General features: G+C 55.6%; 12 protein-coding genes. 1 reads left to right on the plus strand and 11 read right to left on the minus strand.

The window, feature by feature from the left end:
* Positions 1–128: 128 nt before the first annotated feature.
* Complete coding sequence (locus RT613_RS21675; RefSeq protein ID WP_313618469.1) at positions 129–1,349, minus strand: LL-diaminopimelate aminotransferase; 1,221 nt, start codon at positions 1,347–1,349, stop codon at positions 129–131.
* A 351-nt stretch (positions 1,350–1,700) separates the two neighbouring features.
* Complete coding sequence (locus RT613_RS21680) at positions 1,701–2,660, minus strand: nucleoside hydrolase (RefSeq protein WP_313618452.1); 960 nt, start codon at positions 2,658–2,660, stop codon at positions 1,701–1,703.
* 171 nt (positions 2,661–2,831) lie between these two features.
* Here RT613_RS21680 and RT613_RS21685 point away from each other — a divergent pair, with 171 nt between their 5' ends.
* A complete protein-coding gene (locus tag RT613_RS21685; protein WP_313618453.1) occupies positions 2,832–3,632 on the plus strand; it encodes a TSUP family transporter in 801 nt (266 codons plus the stop codon).
* A gap of 59 nt (positions 3,633–3,691) precedes the next feature.
* Here the strand turns inward: RT613_RS21685 and RT613_RS21690 are convergent, their stop codons facing one another.
* From RT613_RS21690 to RT613_RS21730, 9 genes are all read right to left on the minus strand, one after another.
* The gene (locus RT613_RS21690) at positions 3,692–4,384 is read right to left on the minus strand and encodes a PAS domain-containing protein (RefSeq protein ID WP_313618454.1); all 693 of its coding nucleotides are present in this window, start codon (positions 4,382–4,384) and stop codon (positions 3,692–3,694) included.
* A 679-nt stretch (positions 4,385–5,063) separates the two neighbouring features.
* Positions 5,064–5,738 (minus strand): PAS domain-containing protein, encoded by a 675-nt coding sequence (locus RT613_RS21695; RefSeq protein ID WP_313618455.1) that lies wholly within the window; start codon positions 5,736–5,738, stop codon positions 5,064–5,066.
* 252 nt (positions 5,739–5,990) lie between these two features.
* Positions 5,991–6,926 carry a lipid A biosynthesis lauroyl acyltransferase gene (locus RT613_RS21700; protein ID WP_409558880.1) on the minus strand — a complete coding sequence of 312 codons (936 nt, stop codon included), beginning with the start codon at positions 6,924–6,926 and terminating at the stop codon, positions 5,991–5,993.
* Positions 6,926–7,954 carry a zinc-binding dehydrogenase gene (locus RT613_RS21705; protein WP_313618456.1) on the minus strand — a complete coding sequence of 343 codons (1,029 nt, stop codon included), beginning with the start codon at positions 7,952–7,954 and terminating at the stop codon, positions 6,926–6,928. The genes RT613_RS21700 and RT613_RS21705 overlap by 1 nt, the downstream gene beginning before the upstream one ends.
* 105 nt (positions 7,955–8,059) lie before the next feature.
* Positions 8,060–9,346, minus strand: a complete 1,287-nt coding sequence (locus RT613_RS21710; protein ID WP_313618457.1) for a beta-ketoacyl-ACP synthase — start codon at positions 9,344–9,346, stop codon at positions 8,060–8,062.
* Positions 9,347–9,358: 12 nt separating this feature from the next.
* Entirely contained in the window at positions 9,359–10,555 is a 1,197-nt protein-coding gene (locus RT613_RS21715) for a beta-ketoacyl-ACP synthase (protein WP_313618458.1), read from the minus strand.
* A 185-nt stretch (positions 10,556–10,740) separates the two neighbouring features.
* On the minus strand, positions 10,741–11,217 hold the full coding sequence (locus RT613_RS21720) for a 3-hydroxyacyl-ACP dehydratase FabZ family protein (protein ID WP_313618459.1): 477 nt from the start codon (positions 11,215–11,217) through the stop codon (positions 10,741–10,743).
* A gap of 108 nt (positions 11,218–11,325) precedes the next feature.
* Entirely contained in the window at positions 11,326–11,610 is a 285-nt protein-coding gene (locus tag RT613_RS21725; RefSeq protein ID WP_092662234.1) for an acyl carrier protein, read from the minus strand.
* Between the two features lie 117 nt (positions 11,611–11,727).
* Positions 11,728–12,699: radical SAM protein (locus RT613_RS21730; RefSeq protein WP_313618460.1), on the minus strand; the 972-nt coding region annotated here is incomplete at its 5' end.

A 12,699-nucleotide genomic window follows, 5' to 3' on the forward strand; every position in this document is an offset into this window, starting at 1 on the left:
GCGAAGCGCCGACAGTGCCGAGCCCCGCTATGCCGATTCTCAATGAATCTGCCATTGGTATAATCCTGATTTGTTTTGGTAATAACAGGTGGCCGGGACCGGCCACCCCTGGGAAATGCCCGCCGGTATTACCGGTGAGCGTTCAGTGAAACGACGTTATGCATCGTTTCATCAGCGGACGACAGGAAGCGCTTCAAGTTGCGCGCAGCCTGACGAATGCGGTGTTCGTTTTCAACGAGAGCGAGACGAACATAGTCGTCACCCATTTCGCCGAAGCCAACACCCGGAGCCACAGCAATATCGGCCTTTTCAACGAGGAGTTTGGAGAACTCAAGCGAACCGAGATGGCGGAACTTTTCCGGAATTTTCGCCCATGCAAACATGGTGGCGGCCGGAGGCGGCACTTCAAAACCTGCCTTGCCGAATGTATCGACCATCACGTCGCGGCGGCGGCGATAGACATTGCGCACTTCGGCAATATCGGAGCCATCGCCATTCAGGGCGTGGGTGGCCGCAACCTGGATCGGCGTGAACGCGCCGTAATCCAGATAGGACTTTACGCGGGTCAGCGCCGAGATCAGACGCTCATTGCCCACGGCAAAGCCCATGCGCCAGCCCGGCATGGAGAAGGTTTTGGACATGGAGGTAAACTCAACGGCCACATCCATGGCACCTGGAACCTGCAGCACCGATGGCGGCGGGTTGTTCTCATCGAAATAGATTTCGGAATAGGCCAGGTCAGACAGCACGATGATGTCATGCTTCTTGGCGAAGGCAATGATGTCCTTGTAGAAATCAAGCGAGGCAACATGCGCCGTCGGGTTGGACGGGTAGTTGATGATCAGCGCCAGCGGCTTGGGGATGGAGTGGCGCACGGCGCGCTCCAGCGGACCAAAGAAGGTTTCATCCGGCTCGACATTCATCGAGCGGATAACACCACCAGCCATCAGGAAGCCGAAAGCGTGGATCGGATAGGTCGGGTTCGGGCAGAGGATAACGTCGCCCGGCGCAGTGATTGCCTGCGCCATGTTGGCAAAGCCTTCCTTGGAGCCGAGCGTTGCCACAACCTGGGTATCCGGGTTCAGCTTCACGCCAAAACGGCGTGCGTAATAAGCAGCCTGCGCCTTGCGAAGACCGGGAATGCCCTTGGACGAGGAATAACGGTGCGTGCGCGGGTCCTGAACCACTTCGCACAGCTTGTCGACGATCGCTTTTGGGGTGGGAAGGTCAGGGTTTCCCATGCCAAGGTCGATAATATCCGCACCACCCGCTCGCGCGCTCGCTTTCAAACGGTTGACCTGTTCGAATACGTATTGCGGCAGACGCTTGACCTTGTGAAACTCTTCCATCTTCTTCCTCATGGAAATGCGCCAGATCTGACCGGCGCATTGCGACAGTTCATTTTTATTACAGTAATCCGCTGACGCGAACACATCATGCAGATTCTGGTAGTGTAGCGCAAAGAACCGAAAATCCTAATCGATTTCACCGGTCAATTGGCGCCAGCTTTGTCATTCCACCCGATATGCCGGCAGCATTGCCGGAACGAAGGGTGGAGTGACGCGTGGATGTGCCGGATATGAGATTTTTTTACGGCAAATCATCCGGCACATTAAAGCGCGCACATGTTTTTTGCTTAACGCCAGTTTTCGTCTGAATGCAAGGCAACAACGGCCAGCAAGTGGCCATTTTTGCAGCAATCAGGCGTGCTTGCCATCCACGATCACCGAACGAATGAGCGAAAGCACCTCATCCGGCTTGATGTCTGTGCAAACCAGCTGGCTTGGGTGACCGTCCCAATTGCCCGGCGGGAAACCGCGACCATCCGGTTTCTGGATCGTTGCGCCATCGGCAAGACCACCGCAGACCACCCGCACCGGGCCGCTGCGTGTTTCAAACAGCTCAGGTGCCACCAGGTAAACGCAGGCACAACTGTCATGCACAACCATGCCGTCACCGGTGCGTTCCTTGTAGAATTCGATATAGAACTGCGACAGGTCGGACAGGAGCTGTACCGGCTTGCCGCCAGCCTTTGCCATGTCATCCATGAATTTCGCGGTCATTACTGTTTTGGTCGTGACATCCAGACCCACAACGGTCACGCGCCACGGTGCTGTAAACACCAGGTCGGCCGCTTCCGGATCGCCATGAATATTGGCTTCGGCGGCGGGAGAGACGTTGCCATTGATGTCGAATGCGCCACCCATGATGATGACGTTTTTCACCAGAGCAGCAAAATCAGGTTCTTCGCGCAGCGCCAACGCCAGGTTGGTCATGCGGCCAACGGCGATGATGGTCACCTCACCCGGATTGGCCTTGACCGTTTCGATTAGGAAATGGTGGGCCGGACGCGTGTCGACCGGCAGATCGATGGTCTCAGGGATATCGATGTCGCCCAGACCATTTTCACCGTGGATGAAGGTTGGCCAGTGGCCCTCGGGGCGAGCCGGATCAAAGGTCACATTGGCGCCTCTGGCAACCGGGGCCGATATACCCCACTGCTGCTTCAGGAAAAGCGCATTGCGGGTGGTTATCTCAATCGGCGCGTTGCCAAAAACCGTGGTGATGCCAACGAGATCAATGTCAGGGTGCCTGTGCAGGAACAACAACGCCATTGCGTCATCTACGCCCGGATCCGTATCAAATATCACCTTATGCATTTCTGTATGCTCCGCAAAATCTGGCTGCACCGCAGCATGTGCTGGCGGCGTCGGGCACATTAATCATAAGCGACGCATCCGCAATCCCTAACGTGAACCGAAATAGAGTTTGCCAAGCATTGCCTTCGGTGACAATAACGCGCCATCATTCTCCAGCCGGACTTTTCCCCCTTGGTCGACGTTACCCTTCACCTGCTTTCCACCCTGTTCATCGTTGCTGTTGTTGCGGGGTTTATCGACTCCATTGCCGGCGGCGGTGGCCTGATTACCATTCCCGCCATGCTGATCATGGGCATTCCGCCGCTTGAGGCGCTTGGCACCAACAAGCTGCAATCGCAGTTTGGCGCGGCATCTGCGACCTACGCCTATACAAAACGCGGCCTTGTGGACCTGAAAAGCCAGTTGCCAATGGCGCTTCTTTCGATGCTGGGCGGCGTTTTCGGTGCCATTGCAGCGGCCTTCGTGCCGGCTGAGGTGTTGCGCCTGATCATGCCGATCCTGCTGATTGGCATTGCGCTTTATTTTGCCTTCAAACCAAGCCTAAGCGACCAGGACAGCCATCGGCGCATTTCCGCATTCGTGTTCGGTTGCACGGTTGTACCGCTGATCGGATTTTATGACGGCATTTTTGGCCCGGGCACCGGCTCGTTCTTCATGCTGGCATTCGTGTCGCTCGCCGGTTACGGCATGCTGAAAGCAACCGCCCACACCAAGTTGCTAAACCTCGGCTCCAACTTCGGCAGCTTCATCGTGTTCACGATCAGCGGTGCGGTGCTTTGGAAGATCGGCATTGTCATGGGCATTGGCCAGTTTATCGGCGCACAGCTTGGTACACATTTCGCCGTCAAAAACGGTGCAAAGCTCATTCGCCCGCTGTTGATCATCTCCTGCCTTGCCATGGCGGCACGCCTGCTGATTGGCGAGATCGATCCCGTTCTGTGGGAACGCCTGACGGCACTGGTCGGGTTTTGATGTGATCTGAGGTGTGTCGTGTTGCTATCAGCGCGACACATAGATGTCAGGCAAAGGCGTCAGGCAGATTTCTGCGCATCTTCCATGACAATGACAGCGCCTGCAATCTTGTGGGCAGCACAACGCAGCGGTGTCATGCGATAACGCACGATAACCCTTTCGCCCTGCCCCCAATGTTCCTCTTGATAATCAAGGCTTTCGCCGTCAAAACAACGATCAAGCTGCGGTTTGATCTTCATTTCAAAATATTCGCTGCCCACCAGCTCTGACACGGAATTGCCGATCAGCGACAGCTGGGTCTTGTTGACGTATTTTGAATAGAGCTTGTTGGCGTAGAGGAAACGGCAGTCCGGTGTCACCACGACAACCCGGTCAGGCAACATATCAAGCACGACTTCGCTGAAGAGGACATCCGGATAAACAGCCTGCTTGGCTTTCGTCTCGGCCGGGGCTGCAAACACCGCATCCGGCTGCGCATTGGTGTCGGCAAAATATCGATCGATCAACATCGACATCGCAGCCGAATGGCGCACGACGCTTGAAGGGTCATCGGCATCTTCACGGATCAGGGCTGCCAGGAACTGCATCTGCATGTGCATTTCGCAGGCGTTGTTGGCCTTGTAGGACAGAATGATGCCGATCAGCGGATCAAGTTCACGATCCAGCGCACGGACCAATTCATCATGCCCGGCGGACACGGCCTGCTGCAATTGCAAACATTTTGTCGAAAACGCTTCGAAAAGCCCCAACATGCCTGTCTCCAAAAATCGTCTCAGAGAAATCCATACGCCGATGAAAACGGTTGCAACGGATTTCGCACAGCAAACACATCAAGATGCCAACAGCTGCCTTGCTGAAAGGCACTAACATGACGACCCCTCACATTCAATCAGTCAAATGATTTGAAAATTAGAATTTGTAAATTTAGAAACATGAAACTTGAAGTATTCGAGATAAATCCCAAATACAAATTCGCTCCACCAAACAAAAACAAAGCAAAAACAGCAAAACAATACATAAAGTTAGTAAAATCGTGGATTTACAGAGACCAGATATCGGTCTTTATGCTCTTCTAATTTGAGCAGCACGAAAAGTTTCGCATACGAAATATTGAGGCGATTTAGTTTCATATACTTCAAAAAACAAATCGCACATGACAACAGGCGGTTGAGACTGTCTCAAATTTGAAACAGATTCAAAACAAATCCAACGAACGGGGATATACATATGCAACACAAGAACATTCAAAACCTAGCAATGTGAAACGCTCCTTTGAAATTGCACCTCCATTTACGGAATCACATCACCCCGGACCGGCACGCAACGGCCCTCCCCCTCGCTCCTCCCGTTTCGGATCAACAGCCTGACGCACAGACGAAAAGAGCGCCGTTATGGCGCTCCAGCAGTTCGTTTTAAAGATATGATTGCCACTCAGGCGGCGCCGGTGCGTCTACGGCGATCAGCGGCTTCCTGCAGCACGATCATGGCGCCCAGAAGCGTGCCCGATGACGAGAAGCAAGGCGTGATACCAAGCGAGACGACGATGGTGCGACCGTCGGCATCTTCCGCGTAGGTAAACTGTGTCGCCTCACCCTGGAAGCACTGCACCAATTTTTCCTTCAAGCCGTCCTTGAAGCGGTGCAGGCCAACAAATTCGGCGATGTGCTTGCCAAGAACATCAGACACAGCAAGCGAATAACGGCTAGCATTGGCCGCGTTGCAATAGAAGATACGGTAATCCGTCGACACAACGATGATGCGGTCCGGCTGCTCATCAAACCATGCTTCATCCAGCACGGTGTGTTCTTTGCCGTCCTTGTCGTTGGGGGAATACCCCTTGCCGATGTAGCGGTTCACAAGCGTCTTGAGCAACTCGGTATTGCGCTGAACGCCAGCAAAGTCTTCCGCTTCCTCGTTCAGCAGATCGATTGCGAACTGGAACTGGATCCGGATTTCATCGGGGTTTCGGGTTTCCTTGTGGATGATCGCCTCGAGAATCGGGTCGAGTTCCCGATCGAGAGCTTCCACCGCAGGCGCATCGTTGGTTTCGACCGCATGTCTCAGTCGTGCATATTGTTGCCAGAACCGCTCAACCAAAGTCTTCAAAGCAATTCTCCCGAGAAGATTATCGCAATCCGCATGCAATTACAGATGAACCTCCGAAATTATCCCTTCACCAAAGGCCGGGATATGCTGAGACCGATCAACCAAAATTCAATTCATGGTGGACTAATATCACAAAAACAGAAGCGTTTACAAACCACTACTCTTGGTGTGGTTAACCGCTAAATTCCTCTGATTGTATAAAATATGAAACTGGTGCCAGGGTTTCGTTGTCACAAACCGGGCGGGCAATTTTTACAGCTTCTTTTTGATGTTCCAGCGGTCATGGTACCAGAGCCACTGCCCCGGATATTCCCGAACCCAGCTTTCCACCTTGTCGTTCAGCAACTGGGCTGTACCGGCAACATCGACATTGCCCTTCTCGTCGACCGGGATCGTGATCTTCGGTTCGATTTCCAGACGGTAGCGATTGTCAGGCAGACGGATGCAACGGGCCGGATAGACCTCGCAGTTGAATTGGCGAACCAGCTTGGCAACCAGCGGATTGGTCTTCACATCAAGGTCGAAGAACTGCGTCGACAGGCCCTTGTTGAACTTCTGGTCGACAAGCACGCCGACGCCGCCACCCCGCTCCAGCTGGCGGGCCAGCGCAAAGGAAGAGCCTGCATGCGAGGGAACCAGATCCCCCATACGGGCGCGACGGAAGTTGAATACCTTGTCGGCGATGTAAGGGTTGTTTGGCGGGCGAAACAGCACGGTCACCATCAGACCGAAGGCTGAACCGGCCACCGGCAGAAGCTCAAAATTGCCTGTATGGGCAGTAAAAACGATAAAGGGTCTGGGATTGTCGCGCAGGTCGAGGAAGATCGGAATGCCTTCAACCTCGATACGGCCTGGCGTGGTGCTTTCCGGATCAAAGTCGAACAACCGATCCAGAAACACATATTCCGCCGCAAGACGCCCCATATTCGCCCAGCTATCCATGGCGATTTCGGTGCGTTCCTGCTCGGATTTTTCCGGGAATGCGCGCTCCAGGTTATAGAGCATCAGCCTGTGACGCTTGGTCTTTGGTCCAACCCACCGGGCAAAACGTTCCGCAAAACGCATGGCCGGATCGGCTGGAAACAGCTTGAGAAAATTCAGCAGGCCAAACGCAAATTGTGCGATCAACCATTGCCGAAAATGCATAAGCGCCAAGACGATGCGCGTCACAAGCATCTTCACGGGCATCAATCCATTCTGAGAACGATTTTGCCGAACACCTGACGGGTCTCCATACGCTCCAGCGCACGGTCGATATCGTCAAATGTCACTTCGGTGTCGATGACAGGGTGCACGATGCCACGTGCCATCTTCTGCATGGCATTGGCCATGTTTTCCATACGGCAGCCGAAGGAGCCGAGCAGCTTGAGCTGCTGCTGGAACAACATCATCAGGTTGATGTCGGTCGAAACGCCCGAGGTCGAACCACAGGTGACCAGGCGACCGCCGCGCTTCAGCGAGAACATCGAGCCGGCCCATGTGTCCTTGCCGACATGTTCGAACACAACGTCGACGCCCTTTTTCTTGGTCAGCTTGCGCACAACGCCTTCAAAGCGGTCGGTGCGGTAGTTGATCACGTGGTCGGCACCCAGCGCCTTGGCACGTTCGATCTTGTCGTCCGAACCAACCGTGGTGATAACGGTGCAGCCCATTTTCTTGGCCAGCTGAATGGCAGCCGTGCCGATGCCGGAACCGCCGGCATGAACGAGGATCGTTTCGCCGGGCTCAAGCTTGGCATTGTCAAACAGCATGTGTTCAACCGTGCCAAAGGTAACAGGTGCAAGGGCCGCAGCAACCGCGTCGACACCCTGTGGTGCAGGCACCAGCTGGCGGGCTGGAATGTTGATCTTCTCCTGCGCAAAACCATCGAGGTGGAAACCGTGTACACCAGAGACGTGTTCGCACAGATTGTCCTTGCCTTCACGGCACGGCTTGCACAGACCACAGGTGCGTGCGCCATAGATCGATACCAGCTGTCCCGGCAGCACGTTGGATACGCCTGGACCGATGGCTTCAACAACGCCGGAGGCTTCCGCACCAATGGTCAGTGGCATCTTGCGCTTGGCAAAAGCCATGCCACGCCAGCCCCAGACGTCGATGTGATTGAGGGCAACCGCCTTGACGCGAAGGGTCACTTCACCCGGTGCTGGTGCGTCCGGCTCAGGCAGGTCCACTTTTTCAAGTTTACGATCATCAACGAGTTGCAAGGCGCGCATGTAAAAGTCCTTCGCCCTGAGGCGTTATCGTGTGTGTCTGGCAGAAAAGCGCGGCACGTCTGAAACGACGCGCCAAAGGCGCCCTCCCCTGTGTGTGGAACCGGATTAAGCCGGTTCCCGTGTCATGACAAGGCTTGCGTTCTGTCCGCCAAAACCGAAGGAGTTGGACAGGACGGCACCGACCTGCGCATCACGCTTCACATTTGGCACGACATCAAGCGCAATGGCCGGGTCCGGATTGGTGTAGTTGATGGTTGGCGGCAAGGTGCCGGTCAGCATGGTCTGCAGCGAGAACACCGCCTCAACCGCACCGGCTGCTGTCAGCGTGTGGCCGATCATCGACTTGTTGGATGACAGCGGAATATCCTTCAGCCCTTCGCCGAACACCGCCAGCATCGCGCCATATTCCATCTTGTCGTTTTCCGGCGTCGAGGTGCCGTGCGCATTGATGTAACCAATGTCAGCCGGTTCAATACCGGCGTCGGACAAGGCCGCACGAATGGTGGCAATGGCCGGTGCGCCATCCGGCGACGAACGGGTACGGTGGAAGCTGTCTGCCTTTTCACCGGCACCCTTGATGATGCCAAGGATCTTGGCACCGCGGGCAACGGCGGCTTCCAGCGATTCCAGCACCAGGGTTGCGGCACCTTCGGCAATCACGAAACCGTCGCGGTCCTTGCTGAACGGCTTGGATGCCTTTTCTGGCGGGTCATTCTGGGTGGAGAGCGCCGACAGCAGTGAGAAGCGGATCAGCGCCTCGGCGCTGACCGAACCATCGGTCGCAACCGTCAATGCACGCTCAGTGCGACCCTGACGAATGGCTTCAACGCCAAGCTGGATGGCGGTGGCACCAGAGGCACAGGCAGTTGACAGCGTGACCGGCAGGCCACGTGTACCGAAACGATCAGCCAGACGCTCGGAAATCGCCCCAAACAGCGCGGCTTCCTGAAACGCCGCATCAGGGCGCTGGCGCATGGCGGCCAGGAAACGGTTATAGGCATCGCCCGGCTGGTCGGCTGGTGGCGAACGATCGGCAAGTTCGAAACGCGCGCTCCATTCCGGTTCGATTGGTGGTGCAGCCAGAAACAGCGGGCCACCGAAATCACCGGAAAGACCGGCCTGCGCCAAGGCTTCAATGGTGGTTTCACGCGCAAAGGCGTAGGAACGTTCCACCGAGTTCGGCACCGGAATGTCGATAAAGTCAACGGTTCCGCTGATCTTGGTCGACAGACCATCGGTCGGGAAACGGGTGATGTTGTGAATGCCTGATTTGCCCGATGTCAGGGCAGACCAGTTGTCCTCAAGCCCTTGTCCAAGCGAGGTGATGATGCCCATGCCTGTGACGGCAACAAGCGGGCGTCCGAGATGATCCTTGAAGCTGGATGAACCCATCTTTTTTACTCCTCACGCATCACGGGACAAAACGGCGACGCCTTCGCCACGCACATGGCCAACGGTCGTCACGACAGCCGTGTTGGCACTTGCCGACATCGGCTTTTCCTGAGCGCCGTCAAAGGCCGGAACCTTGGCACCGCTTTCAATGGCCAGCGCGCCGAGCGCCAGACCAAGCGGGAACTGGGCTTCAAGCGCATGGCCGGTTGCACCGCTGTAACCACGCACCACTGCGTTTGGCAGTGCCTTTTCCAGCAGTGCCTTTTCGCGCTTGGTTACGTCGTGGAAACCGCTGGCACCGGACAGAACAAGTGTATCCGCCTTATCACCGGCTGGAGACAGAAGTCGCTCAAGGCGCTTTTCCATCTTGCCTTCGTCGCGATTGCCGCGATCACCTTCAATGGCGTCGATACGGGCATAGATCTTTGCGCCGCGATCAACGGCGTGTTTGCGCGATTCCAGAACCAGGAATGCACCAACCGAACCGGTGATCATGCCGCCGCCATTATCGGCGCTGCGCGACCATAGGGGCTGCCACTCACCCTGGGCATGGGCATTGATGGCTTCAAACAGCAGAATCATGTCTGGGCGTTCAGCCGCAAATGCACCACCGACCAGCGCATGGCTCGACTCACCGGAGCGAATGCGGTGGAAGGCGGTTTCAACAGCCGAAATGCCAGCCGCCTCTTCCCCCATGAAGGTGCGCGACGAACCGGTCACCTTGTGCACGATGGAAATGTTGCCGGCCATCAGGTTGGAAAGCTGGGCCAGAAACAGCGTCGGGCGCAGTTCGGTCGTCAGCTTTTCATTGAGAAGGATTTCGCGGTCGTTGCGCTTCAGGGCTTCATCGACGATCAGCGTATCGACGTTGATGTCGCGCTCACCGCCACCGGCAGCAACGATCATGTCCATGGTCGCGCAGGCGTCGGCATCTTCCTTGAAGCCGGCGTCATCAAGCGCCAGACCGGCGGCAAACACGCCAAGGCGCTGCCAGTTTTCCATCTGACGCTGGTCCTTGCGGCCAATCTGTGCCGACCAGTCGATCTCAGGCAGCGGATGAACCGGGTAAGGCTTGAATTTCTCGCTCTCGACAATCGTTTCCGGCGCGGCACTTGCTGATAGCAAGGCGATATGCGCTTCGGTGCCTACACCGTGACAGGTTACGATACCGACACCCGTTATCACCACATCATTGTCAGATTTGCTCATACGTCATCCTCTGCGGTTGCAGGACCACCGTGGTTCGCGTCCGCTCGTTCATGCGTTTGCGCCAGCTTGCGGCATTATCATGTTGCCGAATAATCCGCACAAAACGTCTTGGCAATGGCGAAGGCCCGAACCGGGCCTTCAAAACCCTGTTTATTCACCGGTCGCGCCGGTGATTTCGGTGTTTGTTACCCTTCGGAAGCGGCAAGCGCGGCCATCAGCCCCACTTCTTCGGCACGCTTCTTGACGATGGGCCCAAGCGGAATGTCGCTAAATGGCATGGTGCGCAGCTTCAACTGCGCATCGCAGACCTTCTTGCCACCGGAGGTGATCTTGGCTTTGGTCACGGCAAAACCGGAACCGTCATGTTCGAGAAAGGCTTCGATATCCAGAACCGCTTCCGGCTCCACGAAGGTGCGCATCTTGGCACCATCAACCGACATCAGAAACGGCATGGCGGCAAAATCGGTCATGCCCAGAACCAACATGCCGGAGGCCTGCGCCATGGTTTCAATCAGCAAAACGCCGGGAACAAGCGGCATACCGGGAAAATGACCTTCAAAAACCGGGCTTTTCGCAGGCACCACAGAACGGGCCTTCAATATGCGCGCCGTCTTATCGACAGATTCGATGTGATCGATCATCTGGAAATATTCGAGAAGCATTTGCTCTCCGCTTAATAAAACAATCCCTCCCGCCCGTTCCGGCGTGAGGGATATAAACCATATTCAAGTCGCTCAGCCTCCCCGCTTGAATGCGGGTGCTGGAACTGATCAGCCCTTGGCGGCCTTCAGTTCGTCGATCTTGGCACAGAGGTTCTTCAGAACGAAGTACTCTTCGGTCGAAACCTTGCCTTCGTTGACTTCCTGTGTCCACTGCTCGAGCGGGATCTTGATGCCGAATTCCTTGTCGATCGCAAATACGATGTCGAGGAAATCAAGGCTGTCGATGCCCAAATCGTCGATTGTGTGGCTTTCCGGCGTAATGGTTTCCCGGTCGATTTCGCTGGTTTCGGCGATGATGTCGGCAACCTTATCAAATGTAGCTGTCACGCCCATAATCCTTGTCTGTCTTTGTCTTCAAATAACGCTTATCAGACGCACCACATAGGCAAATCAAGTTGAAAAGCCAATGGGTGCAAGCAAAGAACGTGTAATTTGCTTTCGAAGTGTTGCTTAAACAGCAACCGAATGGCGACCTTTTCCAGTGGATAAGTAACTATCAAACACCGCAGCGACCGTGCGTGCAAAGGGTTTTCCCGCTTCGGTCAAGGCAAATAGCTGCCCCTTAATCTCAGCGATGGCATCGGTATTTTGTGCCACAAACAGCTTTGCCTCGGATAGAATGCCTGCCGGATTGATGCCGAATTCACGTTCCAACTCGGCAAAATCGAAAGAGAAATCACACATGATGCGCTCGATGACCCAGGCACGTGCCCGGTCTTCACCACTCAACTCAATACCGCGCACCACGCACAGACCATCATTTTCGGCCTTGCGCTGATATTCGCCGGTCGCTGGCATGTTCTGCACATAACCCTGCGGCAATTTTCCAATGGAGGATGCACCAAGACCGATCAGCGCCGTGGCGCTGTCATCGGTATAGCCCTGGAAATTGCGCTTCAGATCACCGTTTGAGCAGGCAATGGCGAGACTGTCGACCGGCTTTGCAAAATGGTCGATGCCAATTGCCTCGTAACCGGCCGCCACAAGCATGTCACCAGCCAGTGTCATTTGCCGGTAACGCTCGGTGATGCCAGGCAAGGCATCGTTCGGAATCATGTTCTGATGTTTTTTCATCCACGGCACATGGGCATAACCGAACAGCGCAATCCGGTCCGGATCGAGCGAGATGATCGACTTCACCGTTTCCGCCAGTGTTTCCAGTGACTGATAGGGCAAGCCGTAAAGAATATCGCAATTGACCGAACGCACGCCCCTCGCCCGCACGGCCTCCACCACCGAGCGTGTCTGCTCGAAGGTCTGAATGCGGTTGATGGTGTGCTGTACCTTCGGATCGAAGTCCTGCACGCCGAGACTAGCCCGCGTCATGCCGATGGCGGCCAGTGCATCGTAGCGGGGCTCGTCGAGATCATTGGGGTCCATCTCGACGCTGATCTCGGCGTTGTCAGCAAAGCTGAACGCCGC

This window comes from Agrobacterium sp. (assembly GCF_032092815.1).
Lineage (GTDB): Bacteria > Pseudomonadota > Alphaproteobacteria > Rhizobiales > Rhizobiaceae > Agrobacterium.

What these genes read in the sequence shown, in the direction of transcription:
- RT613_RS21675 (WP_313618469.1), bottom strand. Translation starts at nt 1,349, where the DNA reads ATGGAAGAGTTTCACAAGGTCAAGCGTCTGCCGCAATACGTATTCGAA.
- RT613_RS21680 (WP_313618452.1), bottom strand. Translation starts at nt 2,660, where the DNA reads ATGCATAAGGTGATATTTGATACGGATCCGGGCGTAGATGACGCAATG.
- RT613_RS21690 (WP_313618454.1), bottom strand. Translation starts at nt 4,384, where the DNA reads ATGTTGGGGCTTTTCGAAGCGTTTTCGACAAAATGTTTGCAATTGCAG.
- RT613_RS21700 (WP_409558880.1), bottom strand. Translation starts at nt 6,926, where the DNA reads ATGCCCGTGAAGATGCTTGTGACGCGCATCGTCTTGGCGCTTATGCAT.
- RT613_RS21705 (WP_313618456.1), bottom strand. Translation starts at nt 7,954, where the DNA reads ATGCGCGCCTTGCAACTCGTTGATGATCGTAAACTTGAAAAAGTGGAC.
- RT613_RS21710 (WP_313618457.1), bottom strand. Translation starts at nt 9,346, where the DNA reads ATGGGTTCATCCAGCTTCAAGGATCATCTCGGACGCCCGCTTGTTGCC.
- RT613_RS21715 (WP_313618458.1), bottom strand. Translation starts at nt 10,555, where the DNA reads ATGAGCAAATCTGACAATGATGTGGTGATAACGGGTGTCGGTATCGTA.
- RT613_RS21720 (WP_313618459.1), bottom strand. Translation starts at nt 11,217, where the DNA reads ATGCTTCTCGAATATTTCCAGATGATCGATCACATCGAATCTGTCGAT.
- RT613_RS21725 (WP_092662234.1), bottom strand. Translation starts at nt 11,610, where the DNA reads ATGGGCGTGACAGCTACATTTGATAAGGTTGCCGACATCATCGCCGAA.